Genomic DNA, 26,201 nt, shown 5'->3' on the forward strand with positions numbered 1-26,201 from the left:
CTGCGGCTAAGACAGTTCTGTTAGTTGCCCTTGGCAGCTGCAACAACCTTCTGGGCAGCTTCTTCCATGCTGTCTGCGGCGATGATCGGCAGGCCGGACTCAGCGAGCATCTTCTTGCCCAGGTCTTCGTTCGTGCCCTTCATGCGCACGACCAGCGGCACCTTCAGCGAAACGGCCTTCGACGCAGCGATCACGCCTTCGGCGATGACGTCGCAGCGCATGATGCCGCCGAAGATGTTGACCAGGATGGCGGTCAGGTTCGGGTTCTTCAGCATGATCTTGAACGCTTCGGTCACCTTCTCCGTCGTGGCACCACCGCCCACGTCCAGGAAGTTGGCCGGCTCGCCGCCGAACAGCTTGATGGTGTCCATCGTGGCCATGGCCAGACCGGCACCGTTCACCAGACAGCCGATGTTGCCGTCGAGCGAGATGTAAGCCAGATCGAACTTCGAGGCTTCGACTTCAGCCGGATCTTCTTCGTCCAGGTCGCGGTACGCAACGATTTCCGGGTGACGGAACAGGGCGTTCGAATCGAAGTTGAACTTGGCGTCCAGCGCCGTGACCGTGCCGTTCTTCGACACGTTCAGCGGGTTGATTTCGGCCAGCGATGCGTCGGTTTCCCAGAAGGCCTTGTACAGACCTTGCAGGATCGCGCGGGCTTGCGGGATCGAAGCGTCGGGGACGCTGATCTTCTTGGCGAAGTCGTCGGCTTGCGCGTCGGTCAGACCGGCCGACGGATCGATGACAACGTGGTGAATCAGTTCCGGATGCTTTTCGGCGACTTCTTCGATGTCCATGCCGCCTTCGCTCGAACCCATCATCACGATCTTCTGCGTGACGCGGTCAACCACGAGGCTGACGTACAGTTCGTTATTGATGTCCGCGCCTTCTTCGATATACAGGCGGTTGACCTTTTGGCCTTCCGGACCGGTCTGGTGCGTGACCAGTTGCATACCGAGGATCTGGTTGGCGTACTCGCGCACTTGCTCGAGCGACTTGGCCACCTTCACGCCGCCGCCCTTACCGCGACCGCCTGCGTGAATCTGGGCCTTGACCACCCAAACCGGACCGCCGAGTTCTTCGGCTGCCTTCACGGCCTCGTCCACGGAAAACGCCGGAATGCCGCGGGGCACCGCGACTCCGAATTTCCGGAGGATTTCCTTGCCTTGATACTCATGAATCTTCATGCGTGATTCCCTTCTTGCTGAGTTGGAAGTTTGGGTTCGAGCTTGCGAGTCGAGGCACCATCGCGCACCGCTTCGGTAGTGGCGGGCGTCGTGGGCTCGTTCGCTCGATCGTTTGCGCGGCCGTTGAACCAGCGCGGGTAAAACCGGCGCACTGCCTCGCCATCAAACCGCAAGGCGTGACAATGTCCGAGTTGGAAAGGAGGCGCCGTGTTCTCGGCGTCATTGGCCGCAGTGTCCGGTGTGTGAATGACAACACCGGCAAAGGCCTGAATCGCTGCCGTGGGCAGGACACTACATAGTTCTGTCAGATGCGTACAGCCTGCCGCGCCGGCGAGTCGCTCGCGCACACCGTGGCGGAAGCCGCGGCGCAGGTTAAGACCGATCAACTGACGGTATTCGGTACCGATCTGATCGCAAATGCCGGGATACGGCACCCAATCGGACACGGCTTCAGCGTCGCGCACTTCGAACTCTTCATCGATCGTCACCCGCAGCCATAGCTCATGAATCGGCGTGCCCTCCTTGCGAAGGCCCGTAGCCAAAGCAAAATCCCGATCTTTGTGATCGGTTAGACGGGCTTCGATGTCCCATAGGCCATCCTCGCGCGAATACGCTTCGACAGCGATCGTGCGGCGGTGACGCAGGGTACGAGAGGCAGGCTCAGAGAGCGGCATGCGAGAGTGTGCAATGCATGAACGCAGAAAGACCTTGATTCTAGCATAGGCAGCGAAACCGTCTGCCGCAGTGCAGCAGACGCCCGCTGCATAAGGCTCAATTACCCGACCCACTGGTCGGGTTATGCGATTTTCGATGCCGTCGCGAACATGGTGCGACGCCACATCGCGATAACCGTGGAAGCAAGGCGATACGCGAGTTTCCGTGCCGCGTCATACGTCACGCGAGGTATGCGCAACCCGTTCGGTAACGTGGCGATTGCGTTGCCCACTGCCGATGAATGACGCTTCATTTATGAGAAAAAATTTTTACCGCCGCTGCGTCAGCGTTAGCTATCGTCCGAGAACTCATCGGCGCCCCGCACGATTTTGCTGATAACGGTACGAGAAAAGCCGCGCGATGCGAGAAAACGCATCTGTTTGGCGCGTGCTTCAGGTGTAGTGGCGACTTCACCGAACTTTTTCTGCCAAACGGCGCGGGCGCGAGCGAGCTCGGTGTCGCGCAACTGCTCGGCCAGGGCGGCTACGGTTTCCGGGTCCACTTGATGTTGCCGGAGTTCACCGACGATGCGGGTCGTACCCAGCCGCGAGGCCCGGCGGTGCACCACGCTCTCGGCGAAGCGTTCGTTGGATAGCCACCGCTCGGCTTCGAGCGCGTCGAGCAGACGATCCAATGCTTCGGGCTCCTCGGCATCGACATAAGGCGCGAGCTTGCGGCGCAATTCGGCACGGCTATATTCCCGACGCGACAGATACCCCAGTGCCCGGCCTTTGAGGCTGAGCACGGGTTTGCGCGAGCGCTTGGCCGCAACGGCTTCATCCCCCGGCGGAGGCGGTGGATCTTGCGGCGTACGGGGAGGACGTCGATTCATCATGATGATGCGGTGCCGCTAAAACAAAAACGGCAACGCGACGCCTTTTCAGCGTCGCGTTGCCGCATTGACTCGGAGGTCATCAGACCTCGTCGTCTGCTTCGATCTCGCCGGTCTCGTTGATCGCCGTCACGCCGAGCGATGCACGCACCTTGTTTTCGATCTCGTGCGCGATGTCAGGATTCTCACGCAGGAATTCGCGTGCGTTGTCCTTACCTTGGCCGATCTTCTCGCCGTTATAGCTATACCAGGCGCCCGACTTCTCGACGATCTTGGCGGTGACGCCCAGATCGATGATTTCGCCTTCGCGCGAGATGCCTTGACCATACAAGATGTCGAAGATCGCCTCGCGGAACGGCGGCGAGACTTTGTTCTTCACCACCTTGACGCGGGTTTCGTTGCCGACGACTTCGTCGCCCTTCTTGATCGAACCGATACGGCGGATGTCCAGACGCACCGAGGCGTAGAACTTCAGCGCGTTACCGCCCGTCGTCGTTTCCGGGTTACCGAACATGACGCCGATCTTCATACGAATCTGGTTAATGAAGATGACCGTGCAGTTCGTGCGCTTGATCGTACCGGTGAGCTTACGCAGCGCTTGCGACATCAGACGCGCTTGCAGACCCGGCAGCGAGTCGCCCATTTCGCCTTCGATTTCGGCCTTCGGCACCAGTGCCGCAACCGAGTCGATGACGATCAGGTCGATCGAGCCCGAACGCACCAGGGCGTCGGCGATTTCGAGCGCTTGTTCGCCCGTGTCCGGCTGCGAGATCAGCAGTTCCGGCACCGAGACGCCCAGCTTGTTGGCATAGCCGACATCGAGCGCGTGTTCCGCGTCGATGAACGCGCAAGTGCCGCCGATCTTTTGCATCTCCGCCACGACTTGCAGCGTGAGCGTCGTCTTACCCGACGATTCCGGTCCGTAAATTTCGATCACACGGCCACGCGGCAGACCACCGACGCCAAGCGCGATGTCCAGACCCAGCGAGCCCGTCGAGACGACCTGGATGTCAGCTTCGACCTCGCCGTCGCCAAGACGCATGATCGAGCCCTTGCCGAATTGCTTTTCGATCTGCGCGAGGGCAGCGGCGAGCGCCTTGCCCTTCTCAGCCGACAGATTGGCAGACCCTTTCTTGCTTTCTTCCATGAATCGTCCTTTGATATGATGAGCGAGACGGCTCGAGTGAGGCGTGAATGCCAGCACTGTATAAAAAAACAGTGCTTTTGGCAAGTGCCTGTTGTCCGAAAGCGCCGAAACGACAAAAAAAGCCGCGAACCACGCGCCGCAACATCACTGGAGACACGCCGCAGCCGTCAGGCTCCGGTGCCTAACAAGCCTATCACGCCCATGCGAATTCTCATCGCAGAGGATGACAGCATTCTGGCTGACGCCCTGACTCGCTCGCTGCGCCAGGGAGGCTACGCCGTCGATCACGTCAAAACGGGGCTCGAAGCCGACTCCGCGCTATCTGCCCAGACGTTCGATCTGCTGATTCTCGACCTTGGTCTGCCCCGCCTGCCCGGCCACGAAGTGCTACGCCGGCTGCGCGCCCGAAATTCCCATCTGCCTGTTTTGATACTGACCGCTTCGGACAGCGTCGACGCACGCGTGAAGGGCCTCGATCTCGGCGCCGACGACTATATGGCCAAACCGTTTGCGCTCGCCGAACTCGAAGCGCGCGTGCGCGCCCTCACGCGGCGTGGTGCGGGCGGCGGCTCGACGGTCATCCGGCACGGGCCGCTCAGTTTCGATCAGGTCGGGCGCACTGCCTATATACGTGAGCAGATGCTCGATTTGTCGGCGCGCGAACTCGAACTGCTCGAAGTGCTGCTGTTGCGCACCGGCCGACTCGTCTCGAAGGAGCAACTCGTCGACCATCTGTGCGGCTGGGGGGAAGAGGTAAGCAACAACGCCATCGAGGTGTACATGCACCGGCTGCGCAAGAAGATCGAGCCGAGCGGCGTGCGCATCGCGACGATTCGCGGACTGGGCTACTGTCTGGAAAAACCCGCAACTGCCCCTGCCAACGCGGCGTGAGGTTTTATGCGCCTGAGTCTTCGTCATCATCGCGATGCTAACGCGGTGAGTTCCCCTCGCCCGTCGCGCTCTGCGCTGGAGAACGCAGACCCAATGCGCGATGCCATGGATTCGGCCGATTCCGCCGACACCACCGACCCGTTCGATCCCTACGCCGATCCCTTCACGCGCCCCGGCTTCGGCGCGCCGCTAGAGCGCGAGGCCGAGCCGCCGCCGCGCTCGCTGTTCGGTGAGATTCTCGATTGGATGCTCGCGCCGTTGCTGCTGCTCTGGCCGATGAGTATTGCCGTGACGTATCTCGTTGCGAAGTCGATTGCCAACGGCCCGTTCGACCGCGCACTGGAAACCAATACGTACGTCCTTGCCCAGCAGGTCCATGCCGATCGCGGACAAGTCACGCTCACGCTGCCCATGCCCGCACGCGATCTGCTGCGGGCCGACGCTACCGACAGCGTCTACTTTCAGGTGCTTGGCGCGAAGGGAGAACTGGTGGCCGGCACGGCCGAGTTGCCGCTGCCCCACGAAGACGATCGGCCGCAGCCGGGCGTGGTGCAATTTCGCGACGAGACGCTCGGCGGCAACGACATTCGCGTGGCCTTCACTTACGTCGATCTTCCGCGCCTCGAACCGAAGGGCGGCATGGCGCTCGTACAGGTCGCCGAGACACTCGATAAGCGCAGCCAACTGGCCAACGAAATCATCAAAGGCGTGATCCTGCCGCAGTTCGTGATTCTGCCGCTGGCCATCGTGCTCGTCTGGTTCGGGCTGTCGCGCGGGCTGGCCCCGCTGCATGCGCTGCAAGAGCACATTCGCGCGCGGCGTCCCGACGATCTCTCGCCGCTCGAAGCGCGGCAAGCGCCGCCGGAAATTGCCCCGCTCGTGAATTCGCTGAACGATCTGCTGGGACGGCTCGAACAGAATATGAAGCTCCAACAGCGCTTCATCGCCGACGCAGCGCATCAGTTGAAGACCCCGCTCGCGGGTTTGCGCATGCAGGCTGAACTCGCATTGCGGCAAACGTCGCCGGACGAGTTGCGCCGTTCGCTGTCGCAGATTGCCGTCAGCTCGGAGCAGGCCGCACGTCTCGTCAATCAGTTGCTCGCGCTGGCACGCGCCGAGAACAGCGCGAACGACGCCGCGGCGTTCACCCCCGTCAATCTCAGCGTGCTCGCGCGCAACGCGATGCAAGACTGGTTTCAGGCAGCGTTCGCCAAGCGCATCGATCTGGGCTTCGAGGAGCCGCCGTTCCCTGTGCATCTGTCGGGTCAGCCGGTGATGCTGCGCGAGTTGCTCAACAATCTGATCGACAACGCGATTCGCTACACACCCGCCGGGGGCAAGGTCACGGTGCGCTTGCGTCATGAAGCCTCCGACGGCTTCGTGCATCTGGAAGTCGAAGACACTGGGCCGGGCATTCCGGCGGCGGAGCGTCCGCGAGTGTTCGAGCGTTTTTATCGCATTCTCGGCAGCGACAGCGACGGTAGCGGACTGGGGTTGGCGATCGTGCGCGAGATCGTGCAAATCCATCGTGGCGACGTGAGCGTGCTCGACCATGTCGACGCGCAGCATCCCGAAGCAACGGGCACGTTGATACGCGTCACCCTGCCGCTTGGCGACCCTATCGAAAACCCGCATGCGTAGCGAAAAGGCGTCGAAAACCGTCAATTTCGGGGCAAAGACGAGGGTAAGTCCCTAGCGGCGTAAGCTTCGAGTCAGTTTGGCGTCAGACGGCGGTAAGGTTGTCCTCCAATAATCAGTTGCAACGGCCCGGGTACGTCCCAGGGGCGTGCTTACATTACAGGAGACAACCGCATGGCTACTGCAACGACAGCCACTACGCATGCGCCGATGACCAAAGAAGAACGCAAAGTCATCTTCGCGTCGTCGCTGGGCACGGTGTTCGAGTGGTACGACTTTTATCTGGCCGGTTCGTTGGCCGCTTTCATCAGCAGACACTTCTTCTCGGGCATCAACCCGACCGCCGCTTTCATCTTTACGCTGCTGTCGTTTGCTGCTGGCTTCGCGGTGCGTCCGTTCGGCGCGATCGTGTTCGGCCGCATCGGCGACTTGGTCGGCCGTAAGTACACGTTCCTCGTCACCATCACGTTGATGGGTCTGTCCACGCTCGTCGTCGGTCTGTTGCCGGGCTACGCGTCGTGGGGCATTGCCGCACCGGTGATCTTCATCGCCATGCGCTTGCTGCAAGGTCTCGCACTCGGCGGCGAATACGGTGGTGCCGCCACGTACGTGGCCGAGCACGCACCGCACGGTCGTCGCGGCTTCTACACGTCGTGGATTCAGACGACGGCCACGCTGGGCCTGTTCCTCTCGCTGCTGGTGATTCTCGGCACGCGTATGGTGATGGGCGAAGAAGCGTTCGGTGAATGGGGCTGGCGCATTCCGTTCGTGCTCTCGATCGTGCTGCTGCTGGTTTCGCTGTGGATTCGTCTGCAACTGAGCGAATCGCCGGCATTCCAGCGCATGAAGGCTGAGGGCAAGGGCTCGAAGGCACCGCTCAAGGAATCGTTCGGCGAGTGGAAGAACCTGAAGATCGTGATTCTGGCGCTGGTCGGTTTGACCGCTGGTCAGGCAGTCGTGTGGTACACGGGCCAGTTCTATTCGCTGTTCTTCATGACACAGGTGCTCAAGGTCGACGGCAACACTGCCAACATCATGGTGGCGTTGGGTCTGTTGATCGGCAGCCCGTTCTTCGTGTTCTTCGGTGCGTTGTCGGACAAGATTGGCCGCAAGCCGATCATCATGGCCGGCTGCCTGTTGGCTGCGCTGCTGTACTTCCCGATCTTCAAGGCGCTCACGCACTACGCCAACCCGGCACTGGAAGCGGCTACGGCACGCTCGCCGATTACGGTGATTGCCGATCCGAACGAGTGTTCGTTCCAGTTCAACCCGGTGGGCACGTCGAAGTTCACGAGCTCGTGCGATATCGCGAAGAGCTATCTGTCGCGCGCAGGTTTGAACTATGAGAACCAAGCGGCACCGGCGGGCACGATGGCGACGGTGAAGATTGGCGACAAGGTGATCCAGTCGGTGGACGGCAAGGCAGCGGACGCGAAGGACAAGACCAAGGCGTTCGAGACCGACATGTCGGCCACGCTCAAGGCTGACGGCTATCCGCCGAAGGCCGATCCGGCGCAGATGAACAAACCGATGGTGGTGATTCTGCTGGCGATTCTGGTGATCTTCGTGACGATGGTGTACGGCCCGATTGCAGCGATGCTGGTGGAGATGTTCCCGACGCGCATTCGCTACACGTCGATGTCGCTGCCGTATCACATCGGTAACGGCTGGTTCGGCGGCTTCTTGCCGGCCACCGCGTTCGCGATCGTGGCAGCCAAGGGCGATATCTACTCGGGGCTGTGGTATCCGATTGTGATCGCGTTGATTACCTTCGTGATCGGTATGCTCTTCATCAAGGAAACCAAGGACGTCGATATCTACGCCAACGACTAAGGGTGTGACCGACCAGACTGGTTGAATGGATCGACAACGCCGGTGCCTTCGGGTACCGGCGTTGTCTTTTTGTGCGACGGGTTCTGGTGGCGTGCGCGGGCGGCGGTTCGATGGGTGGTGTTACGAGGCAGGCGAACTATTTTCATCTTCTCGTAAAAACCTGTTGACAGCGCATGATGGGGTTCATATAATCTTTTTCTACGGCGAATTAGCTCAGTTGGTTAGAGCGACGGAATCATAATCCGCAGGTCCGGGGTTCGAGTCCCTGATTCGCCACCAGATGTAAAAAGCCGCTGTTCCGAAAGGATCAGCGGCTTTTTCTTTATCTACGCCTTTGCACCATCAATCAAAGTCAAACATCTCGAACAGCGACCTCTTCTTGCGTGGCTGATCGTAGTGGCGGCGGCGGTCGTCGTGGCCGTAGTGGGTATCGCGGCGGTGATCGCCGTTGTGGCCGAAGCCGTGTCCTTGGCTCTCCTTCCGATATTCCCGCTCGATGTGCTGGTCTCGTTCGTCGCGAACATTGCGCTCGCCACCGCGTGTCAGATGCGCCGGCATCGTGGCGCTCCCGTCCGTGCGCTCGATCAGCTTGTCCAACTCGCCCCGATCCAGCCACACGCCGCGGCAGCCCGGGCAGTAATCGATCTCCACCCCCTGACGCTCCGTCATCAACAAATCCCGGGTACTGCACACAGGACATTTCATCGTTTCGCTCCGTCACGTAAAAGACAACGTCCTCAATGTATCGGTCGGCAGCGCCACGAAAAACCTGCATTTCCATTCACCTAACTTCGTAAAAACCGAACTCAACCCACGCACCGCCCCAACGAAAAAGCGGTGCCGATTTTCACCGGCACCGCTTCGTTCAGCCTTGATTCAACGCGTCGGCGATTAATTCACCACGCGCGCCTTCTCCGTTTTACGCCGCGCCTTGGCACGACGCGTCAGCATGTTCAGGCCTTCGACGAATGCCGAGAATGCCATCGCCGCGTAGATATAACCCTTCGGCACGTGCGATCCCATCCCCTCGGCAATCAGCGTCATACCAATCACCAGCAAGAAGCCCAGCGCCAGCATGACCACCGTCGGGTTTGCCGCGATGAAGCGCGAGAGCGGACCCGCCATGAACAACATCGCCGTCACCGCTGCAATCACCGCAATAAACATGATCGGGATGTGCTCCGTCATGCCCACCGCCGTCACGATACTGTCGATCGAGAACACCAGATCCAACACCAGAATCTGCATGACCGCCGCGCGCGCCGTGATCGTCGCCACCGTGCCAGCCGCCGATCCCTCCTCAGCGTGCGGCTCGTCGTCGGTCGCCGACGCCACGTGGTGATGCATCTCCTTCGTCGCCTTCCACACCAGGAAGAGACCACCTGAGATCAAAATCAGATCGCGCCACGAGTACCCATGACCGAACAACTCGAACAGCGGCATGGTCAACTTAGCGATCCAGGCCACTGTGCCCAGTAACGCCAAACGCATGATCAACGCCAACGCGATACCCATGCGCTGCGTACGCGCACGCATCGACAACGGCAACTTGTTGGTCAGAATCGAAATGAAGATCAGGTTGTCGATGCCAAGCACGACTTCCATCACCACCAGCGTGACAAGCGCCGCCCATACCGCCGGGTCGGCCGCCAAAGAAAGCAGATAGTCCATAGGTGCGCCAGAGTTTCCGTAGAGTTATCGAAATCGCGCCCGCCAACAGCGCCAATCTCGTTTGTTGTCCCGCCAACAACGCATTCCGCGGGTTCAGGACAGCATCATCGTCGAACTCATGCTTCGCAAAAACCAGTTATATACTTCACCAAAGTTCGGTTTTTTCGAAGTTACCTCATTATGTTGAACTACCGTCATCTTTACTATTTCTGGGTCGTCGTCAAGGAGGGCGGCTTCGCACGCGCGGCGGAGCGTCTCGACATGGCCGTGCAGACGATTAGCGCACAAGTTCGCGAACTGGAAAAGTCACTGGGGCACCAGTTGCTCAAGCCCATGGGGCGCGGCGTCACGATGACCGAGCCCGGGCAGGCGGCCTTCCGGCGCGCCGAAGAGATCTTCCGGCTTGGACAATCTATTCCCGATGAAGTCCGCGAAGCCGCCAGCGGCCGGGTCGCGCGCCTGGCGGTCGGCCTCTCGGACGGTATCTCGAAGCTGGCCGCCCACGCGCTGCTGGCGCCGGTGCTCGGCACGCCGTCACTGCGCCTCGTCTGCCACGAAGGCGAGCACGAACAACTGCTGGCCGAACTCGCCCTGCATAAACTCGATCTGGTGCTCGCCAGTCAGCCTGCCCCCTACAACCCCACGCTGCGACTCGCGAGCGAGCGCCTGATCGAGTCGCCGGTCGACTGGTATGGCCCGGCGTCGCTCGTGCGCAATGCCTCACGCGACCACTTCCCGCATTGTCTGACCGAACTCCCGGTGCTGATGCCGACCGGCCACTCGGCACTGCGGGCACGGCTCGATCAATGGTTCGAAGCCGAGGGCATCCGGCCGAATATCGTCGGGGAATTTGAAGACAGCGCCCTGATGGCCGTCTTCGCCACGCGCGGCATGGGCGTCTTTCCCTTGAGCGAAGCCGGTGCCGGTGACGTTTCGGTGCTACGTGGCCTGCGCTGGCTCGGACGCCCGCACGGCGTGCACGAAGACATTCACGCCATCCGCTCGCGGCGCGGTGAAGGGCATCCGCTCGTGCACCAGATCATGGCGCAAGCCGGCACGCTCGCGGCGACGCCATCGGAGTCTGATATAACGGCGGGTAACACGCCTGCGGCGTCCGCCGAGCCTGCCGGATCATCGGCGTCGGCCTCTGCCTCAGCGTCAGCGCCCGCACTTTCGAGGAAACCTCATGTCAAGCCGTAGCGATCAGCGCAAGTTCTTCCATCTCCTGCTGTTCGCCGTCACCATCGCCTTCGTGTGGATTCTGTTCCCGCTCTTTGGGGCGGTGTTCTGGGGAACGATTCTGGCCGTGATCTTCCAGCCGGTGCAGCGGCGGTTCGAGCGTCGTATGCGCGGCCGCAAGAATCTGGCGGCCTTCGCCACGCTAACGCTCATCTTGCTCATCGTGATTCTGCCGCTCACGCTCATCGTCGGCATGCTCACGCAGGAGGTCGGCACGGCCCTCGTGCGCTTTCGCACCGACCTGCCCCAACTGACGGTTTCTTTCCAAGGCCTGCTCGACCGGCTGCCCGGCAGCGTGCACCGGATCATGGATCTGGCAGGCGTGCAGGACATCACCGCCATTCAACAGAAAGTCGGCGACGGTGCCGCGCAAATCGGCCGTTTCGTCGCTGTCTATCTACTCAGCATCGGCCAAAACACGGCGCAGTTGCTGGTGAGCTTCGGTGTGATGCTCTACTTGCTGTTCTTCCTGCTGCGTGACGGCATCGTGCTGGGTGTGATCATCCGCCGGGCGATTCCGCTCGACGAACGTCACAAGACGCAGTTGCTCAAGCAATTCACCACGGTCGTGCGCGCGACGGTCAAAGGCAATATCGCCGTCGCCGTGGCACAGGGTGCGCTCGGCGGTTTCATCTTCGCGGTATTGGGTATTCAGGGGTATGTGCTGGCCGCCGTCGTGATGGCGTTTCTGTCACTGCTGCCAGCCGTCGGCGCGGCCTTCGTCTGGGTGCCCGTCGGCGTCTGGCTGTTCCTCTCGGGCGATATCTGGCGCGGCGTGATCCTGTTCGCCTTCTGCGGCACCATCGTCAGTCTGGTCGACAACGTGCTGCGCCCGATTCTCGTGGGCAAAGACACCAAGCTGCCCGACTGGGTGGTGCTGATCTCCACCCTCGGCGGCATGTCGCTCATCGGCCTGACCGGCTTCGTGATCGGTCCGCTCATCGCCGCCCTCTTCATCGCGTGCTGGAATATCTACACCCGCATGCGCGACGAAGAGGTCGATCAGAGCGATCTTGGCTAAGTTTGCGGCCAAGTGCGCGATCGAATGATCGGCTAACCGCGTAACTCACAACACCTGAGCGCTGCCCACGCGGCGCTCAGGCGCTCAGGCGCTTCCAGCCCGTTCAGGCCACGCGGGCGTTGGCCGTCGAGGCGACGATGGTCTCGAGATCGGCACCCACTTGTGCCATCACCGCGTCCCAATCGCCGCGCTGCGGCTGGCGATACAGCGACGCCGACGGATACCAGTCGCTGTCGCGGCGCGTGACCTGCCAGCGCCAGTCCGGCGTGTGGCCCAGCAGCACCCACACAGGTTTGCCCAACGCCCCGGCCAAATGGGCCACTGCGGTGTCGGCCGTAATCACCACATCCATCTGCGCGATGACCGCCGCCGTCTCGGCAAAATCGCTGAGCTTCGCGCCGATATCCATCACATTGGCATGCTCGGCCAATTGCGCGCGCTCCTCGTCGGTGGCATCCACCTGCAACGCATAGAACTTCGCGCCCGTCGCGAACAGCGGCTTCCAGTGATCGAGTTCGATATCGCGATTCGGCGGGAACGGCCGCGCGCGCCATGCAAAGCCCACGCGGACTTGGCCTTCCGGCTTGGCCCCCAACATCGAGCGCCAGATCATCTCGCGCGACGCACTCGATCGCACATAAGGCATGTGCGCCGCCGCCACGTCGCCGCCAAGGCCCAGCAAATGCGGCAGGCTGAGCAACGGCATCTGCCAGTCGAAAGACGGCACCGGCATGTGTTCGCCCAACACGGTCACGCCACGGGCGAAACCGCCCAGTAGCGTCACGAGCGGCGCCTGCACGTAGAGCATCACCTGCGCGCCCAACGCCACCAGGCGCGGCACGAATCGCACGAACTGGAGCGTATCGCCCAAGCCCGGCTCGCTATAGACGACGACCTTCTTGCCCGCGAGCGGTGCTTTGCCATCCCACAAGCGGTCGGCAAAACGCCGCGGCTGCGTTTCATCGACCCAACGCCACTCGTAATCGGCCCACCCGTGCGCGAAATCGCCTAGCAGCAAATTCGTCTGCGCCCGGTTGGTACGGGCGCCCGCGTGTTCCGGCGCGAGCCGCACCGCTTGGGTGAAACACTGCAAGGCATCTTGAAACGCATGACGCTCGCGCAGCGCAACGCCGAGATTGACCAGCGGGTCGGGCTGCTGCGGGGCGATGGTGTTGGCGAGCCGGTAAGCGTCGATTTCTTCGTCGTACCGGCCCAGCGCGCCCAGCGCGCGACCACGATTGAAGTGGGCCTGCCACAGCGCAGGCGCCTTGGCGGCGGTGCGCTCGAACCACGTCAGCGCACGGGCGTTATCGCCCGCCTGCGCCCACGTGAGTCCAACCGTATGGGTCGAGCCGATGGCGTCCGGCGATTGCTGCACGGCCGATTCGAACAGCGCATCGGCACGCATGGGCCGGCCTGCCTGCAAGCTGGCCATCGCGGCATCGAAACTCACCTGCGCGCCGGCTTGCGGCACCAACGCCAGCATTCGGTCGAACGCGTCGGCGGCCGAGTCGAACGCCTGCATGCGCAGTGAGACGTAGGCCAAACCTTCCAGACCGGGCAGAAACTCGGGTGCCTGCTTGAGCAGTTGGCGCAGTTCGGCCATCGCTTCGGCCAGCCGTCCGGCGGCACTCAGTTGTCGTGCGCGCTCGCAACGCGCATCCATTGGCGTCGTCATGCGGCGCTTCCTTAGTGTTCTGAAATTGGGGGGGGCGGGGCAGCCGGGAAGTCCCGTATCTACTGGGGAAAATCAAGTACCGGTGCCCGAACAAGCGGTGCACACTACACGACCGCACGGCACGAAGCAAGCCGCGGGGATTCGGCCGCGCAGGCAACGCAAAGTTCACAACTTAACGACACTTAAATGTGACAATTTTTATCCGCGCAATCGGTAGCTCGATCGGTGACTCATTTGGTAGCTCAACCGGTCGCTCGATCGGCGGCTCGCCGCACCGTATTACCCTTCGAAACGACATCTGCGGCGGTGCAGCATAAAAACCACAGTCGGGGAATGACGAGCGCCGTTTGCCAGCCCGATGCGCTCGCTTTAACATCATTTTGCGGGTCAATCTGGTAGCATCCGCTGCCGTCCATGCATACGTGTGCGACGACCGCAAACCGGGCAGCTGATTTCGCCCTATCGCTTTGCTGGTCGCCGCGTTGCGCCGCATGCCGACGCCGAGTCCCGTTGTTCGTCCGACCCCTCATAAACACGAGGTCCTGATGCCGCGCGTAGCCCGACCGTTCATTCCCGCCACCGCGCGACGCCTGCTGCCCAATCGCTGGGATTTCATTGCCTTCCCGATCATCATCGGTTTTCTGATGGTCAGTTCTTCGGGCATTCGCCAGACGTGGGCACCGCTAGCCGATCTGCAAACCGAAGTCATCTCGCTCGACCCGTCCAATCTGCCCGAGTACGCGCTACGCACCACGCTGCGCATGCTCGCCGCGATGGTCGCCTCGCTGATCTTCACCCTGGTTTACGGCACGCTCGCCGCAAAGAGCCGCCGCGCCGAGAAGCTGCTCGTGCCGATGCTCGACATCCTCCAGTCGGTGCCGGTGCTGGGCTATATCTCGTTCACGGTGACGTTCTTCCTCGCCCTCTTCCCCGGGCGGGTGCTGGGCGCCGAGTGCGCCGCCATCTTCGCGATCTTCACGAGTCAGGCGTGGAACATGACGTTCTCGTTCTACCAGTCGATGCGAACTCAGCCGCGCGACCTCGCTGAAGTGGCGGTCAACCTGAGGCTCTCGCCCTGGCAGCGCTTCTGGAAGCTCGACGTGCCCTACTCGATGCCGGGCCTCATCTGGAACATGATGATGAGCATGTCGGGCGGATGGTTCTTCGTGGTGGCCTCCGAAGCCATTACGGTGGGCGACAAAACGGTCACGCTGCCGGGCATCGGTGCCTATCTGGCCACCGCCATCCTTCAGCGCGACTTGCACGCGGTGGGCTGGGTGATTCTCGCCATGACGGTCGTGATCTTGATTTACGACCAGTTCCTGTTCCGCCCGATGGTCGCGTGGTCGGACAAATTCCGCCTCGAAGACACCGTCTCGCAAGCCGCGCCCGAGTCGTGGGTGCTCAACATGATTCAGCGCACGCGCGCGATTCAGTATCTGCTGCGCCCGTTCGGCAAGCTGCTGCGCACGATTGCGCGGGCGCGCATGCCCGTCTCGCTGCCGGCGGCCATCCATTCCGAGTCGAATACGCCGCTCTCTCGCGTGATCGACTGGATCTGGGCCGCCATTCTCGTCGCCCTTGGCGTGTTCGCGGCGTGGAAGATTTGTGCGTTCGTGCTGGCCGAAGTGGGGTTCTCCGAAATTCTGCGTGTCTTCGGGCTGGGCCTGATTACGCTGGTGCGCGTGCTGGTGCTCATCGCCATCGCGTCGGTCGTCTGGGTGCCGCTGGGCGTGCTGATCGGCCTGCGCCCCAAGCTCGCCGAGCGCATTCAGCCACTCGCGCAGTTCCTCGCGGCCTTCCCGGCGAACCTGCTGTTCCCGATCTTCGTGGTGGCGATCGTGCATTTCCACGCCAACCCCGATATCTGGCTCTCGCCGCTCATCGTGCTCGGCACGCAGTGGTACATCCTGTTTAACGTGATTGCCGGGGCGACCACCTTCCCGAACGATTTCAAGGAAGCGGCGACCAACTTCCGTATTCGCGGCTGGCAATGGTGGCGTCAGGTGATGCTGCCCGGCATCTTCCCGTACTACGTGACGGGCGCGATTACCGCCTCGGGCGGTGCGTGGAACGCGTCGATCGTCTCGGAATACGTACAGTGGGGCGACGACAAACTCGCCGCGCACGGGCTCGGCGCCTATATCGCGCAGACGACCGCCGCCGGCGACTATCCGCGTATTTTGCTGGGCATCGCCGTGATGGCGCTGTTCGTCGTACTGTTCAACCGCTTGCTGTGGCGTCCGATGTACGCCATCGCCGAAAACAAGCTTCGCCTGAATTGAAGGGACCGTGATGCCGAACGATACCCAACCGACCGTCGGAAAAGAGATCTTCTCGCTCGCCAATGTCAGCCGCGGCTTCCGCAAAGGCAGCGACGAGCGTCAGGTGCTCGATGGCGTGAACCTGCAACTGCATGAAGGCGAAATCGTCGGGATGCTCGGCCGCTCCGGCTCGGGCAAGTCGACGCTGCTGCGCATCATCGCCGGGTTGATTCAGCCGAGCTCGGGCGACATCCGCTACCTCGGCGCGCCGCTCGAAGGCCCGCCCGAAGGCGTGGCCATGGTGTTCCAGACGTTTGCTTTGTTCCCGTGGCTCACGGTGCTGCAAAACGTGGAAGCTGGCCTCGAAGCGCTGGGCGTCGAGCCGAAAGAGCGCCGCAAGCGTGCGCTCGCCGCCATCGACTTGATCGGTCTGGACGGGTTCGAGAACGCCTATCCGCGTGAACTCTCGGGCGGTATGCGTCAACGCGTGGGCTTCGCCCGTGCGCTGGTGGTCAACCCGACGCTGCTGCTCATGGACGAGCCGTTCTCTGCGCTCGACGTGCTGACCGCCGAGACGCTGCGTACCGACCTGCTCGACCTCTGGAGCCAGCGCCAACTGCCGATCAAATCGATTCTGATCGTCACGCACAACATCGAAGAAGCCGTGTTCATGTGCGACCGCATTTTGGTGCTGTCGTCGAACCCGGGGCGCGTCGTGGCCGAGATCAAGGTGCCGTTCGCGCACCGTCGCAATCGTCTCGATCCGGCGTTTCGCAAGATGGTCGACGACATCTACGCACTGATGACGTCGCGCCGTAACGCGCACACCACGCAGAAGATTCCGCTGGAACTGTCGAGCCCGCTGCACGAGGTGTCGACCAACCTGATGGCCGGTCTGCTCGAAGCCCTGGCTGGCCCGCCGTACAACGGCCGCGCCGACTTGCCGGAAATCGCGCAAACGCTGCTACTGGAAGTGGACGATCTGTTTCCCGTGGCGGAAATTCTCGACCAGTTGGGCTTTGCTGAACTCAAGGAAGGCGATTTGCTGCTGACGACGGCGGGCAAACGTTTCGTGGATGTGAGCACGCAGGAACGCAAGGTGCTGTTTGCCGAGCATCTGCTGCGTCACGTGCCGCTAGCGGCAAAGATTCGCGCAGTGTTGCAAGAGCGTCGCGGCGGACGCGCACCGCGTGTGCGTTTTGAGCAGGAACTGGAAGACTCGATGTCGGACGATCTCGCCCAAGAGACGCTCGACACCGCGATCAACTGGGGACGCTACGCCGAAATCTTCTCGTATAACGACCACACTGAGACGTTCAGTCTCGAGGACGTGGAAGGCGCGACCTGAGCGGAACGCCTCGCTGCACGACTGACGAACTACGCCGCGCCGGACGCAAGTCCGCGCGGCGTTTTCGTTTTTAGAAGGCGTAGCCGACGCCGATCATCCAAGTCTGATTGATCGTCTTCGAATCGGGCTCGTAAGCATTGTTGCCCGGCGAGATTTGCGTGACATCGGAGCGGCCATACTGAAAGCGCGACCACTCGTAGGTCGTGTTCACGTGGAAATTGCGCGTCACCGCGTAGTCCAGCCCGAAGCCCGCTACGATCACCGGCTTGTTGCCCAGACTGAATGTGTTTTGCGAACCGGCTAACGTCATCGACGAGCCGAGCATCGCGCCCGCGCGGAAGTCGGCCGTGGCGACCAATTTCGGTGTCACTTCAAGCTGGCCCATCAGGCCGCCGCCGACCACGTGGTGACGATAGCGCTCGTAAAAACCGTACGGATCGCGGCTGCTGTCGCGAATCCACTCGTGATAGCTGTAGCTGATGTACGGCACGAGTTGCGCATGCCACGTGCCGAGCATGAAGGGCAGCGCCTTACCGGCCTTAAGCGTGACGTCGGTGGTAGTCGAGCGCGTCGTCATCTGGTAACTCGGCTGCACGACCTGCCCGGTCAGATTCTGCAAATAGCCGCCGTAATCGACGTTGCCGTGTGCGACGCGCACCTGTCCGCTGAAGTACAGGTTCGAGATACCGAATAGCTGGTGCTGTGTAGAAGCGCCGAGACTGAAAGCGGCGGTGTTGCCGCGCTCGGAATCGCTCTTGCCGGGGCCGATATCTTCCCAGTAGTGCAACTGCTGCACCCCGGCGTCGACCCAAACCTGATTGTTGGCGCGCAGCATGGCTTCCTGCGCATGGACGTTGCTCGCCATCAAGGCGGCGGCAACCAAGGCAATGGCGGTGACCGCGTGAAGCGATGCGGCGGCTCCGCTGTGGCCGCAAGCGATGGTGCGGCGCGTATTCGGCGTCATGACACGACCCTCCCCAGGCGTGAGATCAACGACGATTCGGCAATGGCCGTCGGCGCGGCCACCGTTTTCAGGCATTGTTTCAGCGCGCGCGGCGGGGCGCAAGCGGACAACCGTGGATTTTTTGTGGTGTTCGCGTTGCGCAATATCTCATCCATCGAGAGACCTGCTGGGGCCAGCCCTCGTCGTCGCGGTAACGGCCTTAGCGGACGAGCGTCAGGACAAAAGAAACGCGTTACGGGGAGGATGGCGGGCAGTTTCGAGGAGGGCGTCGAAACGCATGAGGCGGCGACGCAACCGTGTCAAAAAGGCCACACCTATCAGTGTAGATACTGATTCGCGGTCGTTTTTGTGCAGTCGCATAATCAGTGACGGACCTGCTTGTCACGCGCCGGGGGGCGCGGCGGCAAAGGCTTGCGCAGGTTCCGTCCGCGGCGAAGACCGTGTACTAGATCTGAGAAGACGCAATATGAGCTACTACCACTCGAAAGAAGAAGGCCGGGGACGCGCCTTGACCTTCACCACCGGCTATCGCTGGCGTCGTCGCGGCCTCGCCGTCACCTGTGCGGTTATCGCCGCGCTGGTCTACTACGCGGTTCACCACCCGAAGTAAGGTCCGGCCGCCACCAGACACGAGCGCCGTTTTGTCCTTATTTGTTCCGGCGCTCCTGTCCCCGATGACGCCTCAGGCGGCGTTTCCCAAGACCGGTGCATGCCAGTCGAGGGGTACGTTTGCGAGCATATCCTCGACCATCGCATCCAGACCGTACGCGGGCTTCCAGCCCCAGTCGTAGCGCGCATGCGTGTCGTCGAGCGTGTGCGGCCACGTCTCGGCAATCGCCTGACGGAAGTCCGGCGCGTACTTCACCGTGAAACCCGGCACGCGGCGTGCAATCGCCTCGGCCAGCGTCGCCGGATCGAAACTGACCCCCGCCACGTTATACGACGAGCGCACGCGCAGACGCGAGGCGTCGGCATTCATCAGCTCGAGCGTGGCACGCACGGCGTCAGGCATATAAATCATGGGCAGCGTGGCGTCTTCCTTCAGGAAGCACGTGTACGTCTCGCCACGGCGCGCCGACTGGAAGATATCGATGGCGTAGTCGGTCGTGCCGCCGCCCGGCGGCGTCTTGTAGCTGATAACACCGGGGTAGCGCAGGCTGCGCACGTCCACCCCAAACTTCGCGTGGTAGTACTCGCACAGCCGCTCACCGGCCTGCTTGCTAATGCCGTACATCGTGGTCGGATCCATGATCGCCAGTTGCGGCGTTTCCACGGCGGGCGTGTGCGGGCCGAACGCGGCAATCGACGACGGCCAGAACACGCGCAGGCCCTTGCGCGACTGGTGCTCGCGAGCGAGTTCCAGCACGTTGAGCAGCCCGTTCATGTTGAGCGTCCACGCTTGCAGCGGACGGGTTTCGCCCGTGGCCGAGAGCAGCGCCGCCAGATGGAAGATCTGCGTGATGCCGAAGCGCTCGACGAGCGCCGCCAAACGGGGCGCATCGAGCACGTCGAGCGTTTCGTAATGCACCGGATGACGCGACGGTCCCGGCGCGATATCGGTCGCGACGACATTCTCGTTGCCGTACTGCGCGGCGAGGGCTTCGACGAGTTCGCTGCCGATTTGCCCGTTGGCGCCGATGATGAGGATGCGTTCCATGTTCAACCTTGCTTGAGAATGCCGAGTTCGTTACCAGCCTGCGCAAAGGCGGCCAGCGCGCGCGTGAGGTGCTCACGCGTGTGGGCCGCCGAGAGTTGCACGCGCACGCGCGCCTGCCCCTGCGGCACCACCGGATAGAAGAAGCCCGTCGCGATCACGCCGAGTTCAAAGAGGCGTTGCGCGAAGCTTTGCGCCAGCGTGGCGTCGAACAACATGACCGGCACGATCGGGTGCGTGCCCGGCTTGATGGTGAAACCTAGGGCGGCCACTTCGCGGCGGAAAAACGCCGTGTTCTCATGCAGTTGCTCGCGGCGGGCCGACGAGTGTTCAAGTTCGTCGAACACCGCCAGCGACGTGCCCACGATGGCCGGGGCCAGACTGTTCGAAAAGAGATAGGGGCGCGAGCGCTGACGCAGCGTCTCGATGACTTCGCGACGACCCGCGGTGAAACCGCCCATCGCGCCGCCCAGCGCCTTGCCCAGCGTGCCCGTAATGATGTCGATCTTGCCGATCACGCCGTGATGTTCGTGCGTGCCGCGCCCCGTCGCGCCCATGAAGCCCGTGGCATGACATTCGTCGATCATGATGAGCGCGCCGTATTGCTCAGCCAGCGCCACAATGCGGTCGAGCTGGGCGATCGTGCCGTCCATCGAGAACACACCGTCGGTGACGATGATGCGATGACGCGCCCCGGCAGCCGCTTGCAATTGGCGCTCGAGGTCTTCCATATCGTTGTGCGCGTAGCGCAGACGTTGCGCCTTACAAAGACGCACGCCGTCGATGATGGAAGCGTGATTCAGCGCGTCGGAAATGATGGCGTCTTGCTCGTCGAACAGCGGTTCGAACACACCGCCGTTCGCGTCGAACGCCGCCGCATAGAGGATGGCGTCTTCGGTCCCGAGATATGCGGCAATGCGCGCTTCGAGTTCCTTGTGCGGGCCTTGCGTGCCGCAGATGAAACGCACCGACGACAGGCCGAAACCGAAGTCCTCAAGCGCCTTCTGGCCAGCTTTGACCAGCGATTCGCTGCCCGACAAGCCCAGATAGTTGTTCGCGCAGAGATTGATGCGGGTCACCCCGTCGTCGCACATGACCTCCGGCCCCTGCCGCGACATGAGCACGCGTTCCTGCTTGAAAAGGCCTTGGCGGCGCGTGTCTTCGAGTCGTTCGGTCAGTTGCTGATAGAAACCCTCGCGGGCTTCCGGGGTGTGTGCGGTCATCGTGTGCTTCTCCTCGGGCGGTGCGTGTGCTCTGCTACCATGCAGGCATTCACCTTAGCGGAAACTATACTTTATATTGAACAAATTTCAATATATCGAAAAATTCTAATATCCCGGAAAGAATATGGCAAGCATCCCCGCAACGCCCGCCACCGTGCCGACCGCACCGCCGCCGGTGGGCGACATGATTCAGCAACTGCGCAAGGAGCGCGGCATGACGCTCGAGACGCTCTCGCGCGCCTCCGGCGTCTCGAAGTCGATGCTCTCGCAGATCGAGCGCGACAAGGCCAACCCGACGATTGCCGTGGCCTGGCGGCTGTCCAACGCGCTGGGCGTGCGGCTCGATCAGTTGCTCGGCGCGCCGACCGGTGACCCCGAACCGGTGCGCGTCATCGGCAAGCACGAGATCCCGACGCTGGCCGGGGCAGAGCATGCCTATCAGTTGAAAATCCTCGGGCCGATGGAGCTCGCGGGCAAATACGAGTGGTACGAGCTCACACTTCAGCCGGGCGCCGCTCTCGTCTCCGAACCCCACGACCCGGGCACTCGCGAGCACTTCACCGTGTTCGACGGACAGGTCGACATCGAAGTCGAACACTTCGTGCGCCGCGCGAAACCCGGCGAGACGGCTCGCTATCCCGCCGATCGCGCTCACGCGATCCGTAACGCGGGCAAGTCAGTGGCGCGCGGGCTACTCGTGGTCATTCACGGCTAACGATCCCCAATACGATCCCCAATATCTCCACAATCTCGCGCTCAAGTCCGCCGCCAGACTGCCGTTACCACACCTTCGGTCGGTGTCTTCATCAGGGGCACTGATAACCAATACACAACCGGACCGCCCGGGCGTACCCATACGCCACGGGTGGCCGCCGCCAGCGCGCGCGATCGCGTGGAATTTGAGCGGAACGAGTGGGGATGACGAAGTCATGCAGCGATTGAGTTTGAATGCGAAGTTGTGGTCAGCTGTCGGATTGATGTGGATCAGCTTGCTGGTCATGGCCGTGTGGGGCGCCTGGGCCCAGCGCAATACGATGCTCAGCGAGCGCCGTGCAGGCCTCACGCACGTGGTCGATTCGGGCCTGAGTCTCGTGAAGCACTACGCCGAGCGTGCCGAGCGCGGCGAAATGACGGTGCCCGATGCGCAAAAGCTCGCCCGCGAGCAGATCGGTGCGATCCGTTACGACGGCGACAACTATTTCGGTATCTTGAACTCGCAGCGCGTCATCGTGCTGAACTCGGTCAATCCGAAGCTCGAAGGCCGCGACATGAGCCAGTTCCGCGATCCGTCGGGCAAGCTCATGTTCTCCGACATCGTGGCGGCCGCCCGCACCGATGATCCCTTCGTTACCTACCTGTGGCCCAAGCCGGGCTCGGAAAAACCTGTCGAGAAGATTAGCCGTGTCGGGGCCTACACCCCGTGGGACTGGTACCTGACGACCGGCGTCTACGTCGACGACATCAATGCCGCGTTCGTCGGTGCACTGGTGCGCTGGGGGGTGATTCTCGCGATCATCGGGCTGGCAGTCTCGGCCGTAATGCTGCTCATCATTCGCAATGTCCGCGACAGTCTGGGCGGCGAGCCTGAGTACGCCGCCGACATCGCGTCGCGCATTGCCGATGGCGATCTGCTCACGCAAGTCAAACTGCGTCAGGGCGACCGGGCGAGCCTGCTCTACGCCATGCAGCGCATGCAGGGGAATCTGCAACAGATGATCGGGCGCATTCGCGGGGGGACCAGCGCGATTACCTTGGCCTCGCGCGAAATCGCCGAAGGCAATACCGATTTGTCGGCCCGCACGGAGCAACAGGCAGCGGCGCTCGAAGAAACGGCCTCGTCGATGGAGCAATTGACCTCGACCGTGCGCCAGAACGCCGATAACGCCCGTCAGGCGAGCCAGCTTGCCGAGAACGCCTCGTCCATCGCAGTGCGCGGCGGACAAGTGGTCGATCAGGTCGTCGCCACGATGGAAGGCATTTCGCAGAGTTCGAACAAGGTGGTCGACATCATCAGCGTGATCGACGGCATCGCGTTCCAGACGAACATTCTTGCGTTGAATGCGGCGGTGGAAGCCGCCCGCGCCGGCGAGCAGGGCCGAGGCTTTGCGGTCGTGGCCGGTGAAGTGCGCACGCTTGCCCAACGCAGCGCCGCCGCGGCGAAGGAAATCAAGGAACTGATCGAAGCGTCGAACGGCCGCGTGCAGGACGGCTCGATCCTCGTCGCGCAAGCGGGCCAGACGATGCACGACGTGGTGCAAGCCGTGCGGCGCGTGACCGACATCATGGGCGAGATTTCAGCCGCCTCGAACGAGCAGAGCCACGGCATCGAACAAGTCGGCCGTGCGGTCACGCAGATGGATGAAGTCACGCAGCAGAACGCCGCGCTGGTGGAACAGGCCGCCGCAGCGGCGGCCTCGATGGAAGATCAGGCCCGGCAGCTCGACGCTGCGGTCGCGGCCTTCCGTATGTCGAACGGGGAGTTTGCCGATGCGGCATCGAGCGCCAGCCCGATTCGCAGCGGTACTGCGTCGGTGGCCATGCAGCGTTTGGCCGCATAACGTGCTTCCTTAAGCTGGCGAAGTGACCTTCGCCAGCGCCGCGTCGATAATCTGCCCCGCGACCGTGGGCAGCACCCGCAATGGGGCCGACCCCGGGCCGAATGTCTGGCTCGCGGCGTACGCCCCTTCCAGCACCAGCGACAGCGCATCCACCAACGGTGCGGGCTCATCCAGCCCCGCGGCGGTCGCTAACTCGGTGAACCGGCGCACGACTTCTGCCTTGTAGTTCACCACCGACTTACGGGCGGGATGCTCCGGGTCCGGAAACTCGGCCGCCACGTTCACGAACGGGCAACCGCGATAGCCGGGATGGCTGGCGCGCTCGGATAAATCCACGAAGATTTGCAGCAACTGCGCGCCCGGCTCGCCCGGACGGCGCGCGATGCTTTCGTCAATGCGCTGGAGGCTGCACGTCTGCATTTCGTCCAGATACGCGAGGATCAACTCGTCCTTCGACGCGAACTGACGATACAGACACATCTTGTTGACGCCCGCGCGCTTGACGACGGCATCCACCCCCACCGCGCGCACCCCTTCCGTGTGAAACAGTTCCACTGCGGCGTTGAGCAAATATTGCTGCGCCACTGGCGCCGGCGTCACATGCCGACCGCCGCCCTTGGCCGCGCGTGTTGTCGCGCTTAATGCAGTCTTGCGAGCGCGGGCAGGCGACGCCGCCTTGTCGTCCGGTGCGGCTGACGTGGCGGCTTGCGAAGGATCCCGGGCTATCGATTTGGCCATTTGCTGGCGCTCCTGATTCTATGATTTGCAACATGCGGGGGCCGCGCCCATAAGAGTCGACCAATGCGGGTCGCGCAATGCCCCTGCCGTCACAAAGGAATGCTTGACATGTTACCGATCGGTTCATAACATGGCAACCTCATGTTACCGAGCAGTCACAACCGACTATTCGGCATAGACAGCACGGCACCAGCCAACGTTCCCGACATTGTGACGCGGTCCCCCGGAGCCGCAAGGATTCCCGCCATGAAGGCAGCCATTGCAAGACGCATCAACGGCCATTTCCACTACGGGTGGATCGTCGTGGGTGTCATTTTCCTCGTCCTGCTGGCCTCGGCGGGCATTCGCGCCACGCCCAGTGTGATGATGGTGCCGCTGGAGCACGACTTCGGCTGGAGCCGCGCCACGGTGTCGCTGGCCATTTCGGTGAATCTCGCACTGTACGGGCTGACCGGCCCGTTTGCCGCTGCGGCGATGCAGCGCTTCGGCATCCGCCCGACGGTGATGGTGGCCTTGTTGCTGCTGGCCTCGGGCACCGCACTTTCCTCGTTGATGACCGCGCCGTGGCAGATGATTCTGATCTGGGGCGTCATGGTCGGCGGCGGCACGGGTGTGGCGGCCGTCACGCTCGCGGCGACGGTCTCGAACCGCTGGTTCCATACGCACCGCGGCTTGGCCATGGGCATTCTCACGGCCAGTTCCGCGACCGGGCAAATGGTGTTTCTGCCGATGATGGCCGCGATCACCGAGCGTTACGGCTGGCGTCCGGTTGTGTTGATCGTCGCCGTGGTCGCCGCCCTGGTGCTGCCGCTGGTCGCGTTTTTGGTACCTGAGCGCCCGGGTTCCGTCGGCCTGCGTCCGGTCGGCGCACCGGCCGATTCACCTGACGTGCCGCTCGCCCAAGGCAACCCGTTGGCGCACGCGTTGTCGGTGCTGCGCATGGCGGCGGGCAAGCGCGATTTCTGGCTGCTGTTCTTCAGCTTCTTCATCTGCGGTGCCAGCACCAACGGGTACATCGGCACGCACTTCATCGCGATGTGCGGCGACTATGGCATCTCCGAGGTCAAGGGCGCGGGCATTCTCGCCGCCATGGGCATGCTCGATCTCGTGGGCACGACGCTCTCGGGCTGGTTGTCCGACCGCTATAACAGCCGCGTGCTGCTGTTCTGGTACTACGGGCTGCGCGGCTTGTCGCTCATTTACCTGCCCTATGCGTTCGGCTTCGACTTCTTCGGCTTGCCGCTGTTTGCGCTGTTCTATGGCCTCGACTGGATTGCCACGGTGCCGCCGACGGTGCGTCTGACGACCGACGTGTTCGGCAAGACCATGGCTCCGATCGTATTCGGCTGGATCGTGGCCGGGCACCAGCTTGGTGCAGCCACGGCGGCACTGGTCGCCGGTTCGCTGCGGGCCACGCTGGGCAACTACACGATGGCGTCGATGCTCTCGGGCGGCGTGTGCATCATCGGCGCGTTCATGGTGCTGCGGATTGCTCGCCGTGCCCCGACGAGTGCGGCCCCTGCAAGCGCTTAAAAATTGTCTTAACCTGTGCAGGTTTTTGTGCAGCACAGCAACCCCCAACTTTCACAGGATCTTCAGCA

General features: G+C 62.4%; 20 protein-coding genes, 1 tRNA gene and 3 pseudogenes. 13 read left to right on the top strand and 11 right to left on the bottom strand.

All coding sequences use genetic code 11. The annotated features are described in order from the left end of the window. Positions 1–20: 20 nt before the first annotated feature. The 4 genes from sucC to recA form a co-directional block, all read right to left on the bottom strand. Positions 21–1,187 (bottom strand): ADP-forming succinate--CoA ligase subunit beta, encoded by a 1,167-nt coding sequence (sucC, locus tag PPN31114_RS18445; RefSeq protein WP_150680932.1) that lies wholly within the window; start codon positions 1,185–1,187, stop codon positions 21–23. Continuing rightward, positions 1,184–1,861 carry a DUF2889 domain-containing protein gene (locus tag PPN31114_RS18450; RefSeq protein ID WP_150681151.1) on the bottom strand — a complete coding sequence of 226 codons (678 nt, stop codon included), beginning with the start codon at positions 1,859–1,861 and terminating at the stop codon, positions 1,184–1,186. The genes sucC and PPN31114_RS18450 overlap by 4 nt, the downstream gene beginning before the upstream one ends. 329 nt (positions 1,862–2,190) lie before the next feature. Further along, positions 2,191–2,736, bottom strand: a complete 546-nt coding sequence (gene recX / locus PPN31114_RS18455; protein WP_150680933.1) for a recombination regulator RecX — start codon at positions 2,734–2,736, stop codon at positions 2,191–2,193. 79 nt (positions 2,737–2,815) lie between these two features. Then, entirely contained in the window at positions 2,816–3,880 is a 1,065-nt protein-coding gene (gene recA, locus PPN31114_RS18460) for a recombinase RecA (RefSeq protein WP_150680934.1), read from the bottom strand. Between the two features lie 201 nt (positions 3,881–4,081). Between recA and PPN31114_RS18465 the strand changes: the two genes are divergently transcribed. The 4 genes from PPN31114_RS18465 to PPN31114_RS18480 all read left to right on the top strand — a co-directional run bounded on the left by PPN31114_RS18465 (position 4,082) and on the right by PPN31114_RS18480 (position 8,521). Further along, positions 4,082–4,771, top strand: a complete 690-nt coding sequence (locus PPN31114_RS18465; protein WP_150680935.1) for a response regulator transcription factor — start codon at positions 4,082–4,084, stop codon at positions 4,769–4,771. Positions 4,772–4,864: 93 nt separating this feature from the next. Continuing rightward, the gene (locus PPN31114_RS18470) at positions 4,865–6,412 is read left to right on the top strand and encodes a sensor histidine kinase (protein ID WP_246182632.1); all 1,548 of its coding nucleotides are present in this window, start codon (positions 4,865–4,867) and stop codon (positions 6,410–6,412) included. 171 nt (positions 6,413–6,583) lie between these two features. After that, on the top strand, positions 6,584–8,242 hold the full coding sequence (locus PPN31114_RS18475) for an MFS transporter (protein WP_150680936.1): 1,659 nt from the start codon (positions 6,584–6,586) through the stop codon (positions 8,240–8,242). A 202-nt stretch (positions 8,243–8,444) separates the two neighbouring features. Continuing rightward, positions 8,445–8,521: transfer RNA gene (locus PPN31114_RS18480), tRNA-Met, on the top strand. A 63-nt stretch (positions 8,522–8,584) separates the two neighbouring features. Here PPN31114_RS18480 and PPN31114_RS18485 read toward each other — a convergent pair. Then, positions 8,585–8,947: a TFIIB-type zinc ribbon-containing protein gene (locus PPN31114_RS18485; protein ID WP_150680937.1), complete on the bottom strand. Its 363-nt coding sequence runs from the start codon at positions 8,945–8,947 to the stop codon at positions 8,585–8,587. Between the two features lie 186 nt (positions 8,948–9,133). Next, positions 9,134–9,913 (bottom strand): TerC family protein, encoded by a 780-nt coding sequence (locus tag PPN31114_RS18490; protein WP_150680938.1) that lies wholly within the window; start codon positions 9,911–9,913, stop codon positions 9,134–9,136. 180 nt (positions 9,914–10,093) lie between these two features. On the opposite strand from PPN31114_RS18490, the pseudogene PPN31114_RS18495 reads away from it, so the two are divergent. Together PPN31114_RS18495 and PPN31114_RS18500 are read left to right on the top strand one after the other, a co-directional pair. Next, positions 10,094–10,966, top strand: a pseudogene (locus tag PPN31114_RS18495) (LysR family transcriptional regulator); the annotation flags it as partial. Between the two features lie 133 nt (positions 10,967–11,099). Further along, positions 11,100–12,173, top strand: a complete 1,074-nt coding sequence (locus PPN31114_RS18500) for an AI-2E family transporter (RefSeq protein ID WP_150680940.1) — start codon at positions 11,100–11,102, stop codon at positions 12,171–12,173. A gap of 103 nt (positions 12,174–12,276) precedes the next feature. On the opposite strand, the gene PPN31114_RS18505 is transcribed toward PPN31114_RS18500, so the two are convergent. Further along, on the bottom strand, positions 12,277–13,851 hold the full coding sequence (locus PPN31114_RS18505) for a tetratricopeptide repeat protein (protein ID WP_150680941.1): 1,575 nt from the start codon (positions 13,849–13,851) through the stop codon (positions 12,277–12,279). Between the two features lie 545 nt (positions 13,852–14,396). Between PPN31114_RS18505 and PPN31114_RS26640 the strand changes: the two are divergent. From PPN31114_RS26640 to PPN31114_RS18515, 3 genes and pseudogenes are all read left to right on the top strand, one after another. Next, positions 14,397–15,332: pseudogene (locus tag PPN31114_RS26640) on the top strand (ABC transporter permease subunit); the annotation flags it as partial. 165 nt (positions 15,333–15,497) lie between these two features. Next, positions 15,498–16,136: pseudogene (locus PPN31114_RS26645) on the top strand (ABC transporter permease subunit); the annotation flags it as partial. 10 nt (positions 16,137–16,146) lie between these two features. Then, positions 16,147–17,463, top strand: coding sequence for an ABC transporter ATP-binding protein (locus PPN31114_RS18515; protein WP_150680943.1), 1,317 nt, complete (start codon positions 16,147–16,149; stop codon positions 17,461–17,463). Between the two features lie 70 nt (positions 17,464–17,533). On the opposite strand, the gene PPN31114_RS18520 is transcribed toward PPN31114_RS18515, so the two are convergent. After that, a complete protein-coding gene (locus tag PPN31114_RS18520) occupies positions 17,534–18,427 on the bottom strand; it encodes an outer membrane protein (RefSeq protein WP_150680944.1) in 894 nt (297 codons plus the stop codon). 466 nt (positions 18,428–18,893) lie between these two features. On the opposite strand from PPN31114_RS18520, the gene PPN31114_RS26210 reads away from it, so the two are divergent. Continuing rightward, complete coding sequence (locus tag PPN31114_RS26210) at positions 18,894–19,037, top strand: hypothetical protein (protein WP_174988190.1); 144 nt, start codon at positions 18,894–18,896, stop codon at positions 19,035–19,037. A gap of 72 nt (positions 19,038–19,109) precedes the next feature. Here the strand turns inward: PPN31114_RS26210 and PPN31114_RS18525 are convergent, their stop codons facing one another. Both PPN31114_RS18525 and kbl read right to left on the bottom strand, forming a co-directional pair. After that, positions 19,110–20,084: an NAD-dependent epimerase/dehydratase family protein gene (locus tag PPN31114_RS18525; protein WP_174988193.1), complete on the bottom strand. Its 975-nt coding sequence runs from the start codon at positions 20,082–20,084 to the stop codon at positions 19,110–19,112. Between the two features lie 2 nt (positions 20,085–20,086). Continuing rightward, on the bottom strand, positions 20,087–21,304 hold the full coding sequence (gene kbl / locus PPN31114_RS18530; RefSeq protein ID WP_150680946.1) for a glycine C-acetyltransferase: 1,218 nt from the start codon (positions 21,302–21,304) through the stop codon (positions 20,087–20,089). A gap of 124 nt (positions 21,305–21,428) precedes the next feature. Here kbl and PPN31114_RS18535 point away from each other — a divergent pair, with 124 nt between their 5' ends. Together PPN31114_RS18535 and PPN31114_RS18540 are read left to right on the top strand one after the other, a co-directional pair. Beyond that, positions 21,429–22,019 carry a helix-turn-helix domain-containing protein gene (locus PPN31114_RS18535; protein WP_150680947.1) on the top strand — a complete coding sequence of 197 codons (591 nt, stop codon included), beginning with the start codon at positions 21,429–21,431 and terminating at the stop codon, positions 22,017–22,019. Positions 22,020–22,233: 214 nt separating this feature from the next. Further along, positions 22,234–23,862 carry a methyl-accepting chemotaxis protein gene (locus PPN31114_RS18540; protein ID WP_150680948.1) on the top strand — a complete coding sequence of 543 codons (1,629 nt, stop codon included), beginning with the start codon at positions 22,234–22,236 and terminating at the stop codon, positions 23,860–23,862. Positions 23,863–23,871: 9 nt separating this feature from the next. Here PPN31114_RS18540 and PPN31114_RS18545 read toward each other — a convergent pair whose 3' ends face one another. Next, positions 23,872–24,600, bottom strand: coding sequence for a TetR/AcrR family transcriptional regulator (locus PPN31114_RS18545; RefSeq protein WP_150680949.1), 729 nt, complete (start codon positions 24,598–24,600; stop codon positions 23,872–23,874). Positions 24,601–24,846: 246 nt separating this feature from the next. On the opposite strand from PPN31114_RS18545, the gene PPN31114_RS18550 reads away from it, so the two are divergent. Then, on the top strand, positions 24,847–26,133 hold the full coding sequence (locus PPN31114_RS18550) for an MFS transporter (RefSeq protein WP_150680950.1): 1,287 nt from the start codon (positions 24,847–24,849) through the stop codon (positions 26,131–26,133). Positions 26,134–26,201: the final 68 nt, after the last annotated feature.

The organism is Pandoraea pneumonica (genome assembly GCF_902459645.1).
In the GTDB taxonomy this organism is placed as follows: domain Bacteria; phylum Pseudomonadota; class Gammaproteobacteria; order Burkholderiales; family Burkholderiaceae; genus Pandoraea; species Pandoraea pneumonica.

Excerpts from the sequence above, each read along its gene's own strand:
- recX (WP_150680933.1), bottom strand. The coding sequence starts at position 2,736 with ATGATGAATCGACGTCCTCCCCGTACGCCGCAAGATCCACCGCCTCCG.
- PPN31114_RS18545 (WP_150680949.1), bottom strand. The coding sequence starts at position 24,600 with ATGGCCAAATCGATAGCCCGGGATCCTTCGCAAGCCGCCACGTCAGCC.
- PPN31114_RS18450 (WP_150681151.1), bottom strand. The coding sequence starts at position 1,861 with ATGCCGCTCTCTGAGCCTGCCTCTCGTACCCTGCGTCACCGCCGCACG.
- PPN31114_RS18540 (WP_150680948.1), top strand. The coding sequence starts at position 22,234 with ATGCAGCGATTGAGTTTGAATGCGAAGTTGTGGTCAGCTGTCGGATTG.
- PPN31114_RS18520 (WP_150680944.1), bottom strand. The coding sequence starts at position 18,427 with ATGACGCCGAATACGCGCCGCACCATCGCTTGCGGCCACAGCGGAGCC.
- PPN31114_RS18500 (WP_150680940.1), top strand. The coding sequence starts at position 11,100 with ATGTCAAGCCGTAGCGATCAGCGCAAGTTCTTCCATCTCCTGCTGTTC.
- PPN31114_RS26210 (WP_174988190.1), top strand. The coding sequence starts at position 18,894 with ATGAGCTACTACCACTCGAAAGAAGAAGGCCGGGGACGCGCCTTGACC.
- PPN31114_RS18485 (WP_150680937.1), bottom strand. The coding sequence starts at position 8,947 with ATGAAATGTCCTGTGTGCAGTACCCGGGATTTGTTGATGACGGAGCGT.
- sucC (WP_150680932.1), bottom strand. The coding sequence starts at position 1,187 with ATGAAGATTCATGAGTATCAAGGCAAGGAAATCCTCCGGAAATTCGGA.
- PPN31114_RS18490 (WP_150680938.1), bottom strand. The coding sequence starts at position 9,913 with ATGGACTATCTGCTTTCTTTGGCGGCCGACCCGGCGGTATGGGCGGCG.
- PPN31114_RS18515 (WP_150680943.1), top strand. The coding sequence starts at position 16,147 with ATGCCGAACGATACCCAACCGACCGTCGGAAAAGAGATCTTCTCGCTC.
- PPN31114_RS18505 (WP_150680941.1), bottom strand. The coding sequence starts at position 13,851 with ATGACGACGCCAATGGATGCGCGTTGCGAGCGCGCACGACAACTGAGT.
- PPN31114_RS18475 (WP_150680936.1), top strand. The coding sequence starts at position 6,584 with ATGGCTACTGCAACGACAGCCACTACGCATGCGCCGATGACCAAAGAA.
- recA (WP_150680934.1), bottom strand. The coding sequence starts at position 3,880 with ATGGAAGAAAGCAAGAAAGGGTCTGCCAATCTGTCGGCTGAGAAGGGC.
- PPN31114_RS18550 (WP_150680950.1), top strand. The coding sequence starts at position 24,847 with ATGAAGGCAGCCATTGCAAGACGCATCAACGGCCATTTCCACTACGGG.
- PPN31114_RS18465 (WP_150680935.1), top strand. The coding sequence starts at position 4,082 with ATGCGAATTCTCATCGCAGAGGATGACAGCATTCTGGCTGACGCCCTG.
- PPN31114_RS18470 (WP_246182632.1), top strand. The coding sequence starts at position 4,865 with ATGCGCGATGCCATGGATTCGGCCGATTCCGCCGACACCACCGACCCG.
- kbl (WP_150680946.1), bottom strand. The coding sequence starts at position 21,304 with ATGACCGCACACACCCCGGAAGCCCGCGAGGGTTTCTATCAGCAACTG.
- PPN31114_RS18535 (WP_150680947.1), top strand. The coding sequence starts at position 21,429 with ATGGCAAGCATCCCCGCAACGCCCGCCACCGTGCCGACCGCACCGCCG.
- PPN31114_RS18525 (WP_174988193.1), bottom strand. The coding sequence starts at position 20,084 with ATGGAACGCATCCTCATCATCGGCGCCAACGGGCAAATCGGCAGCGAA.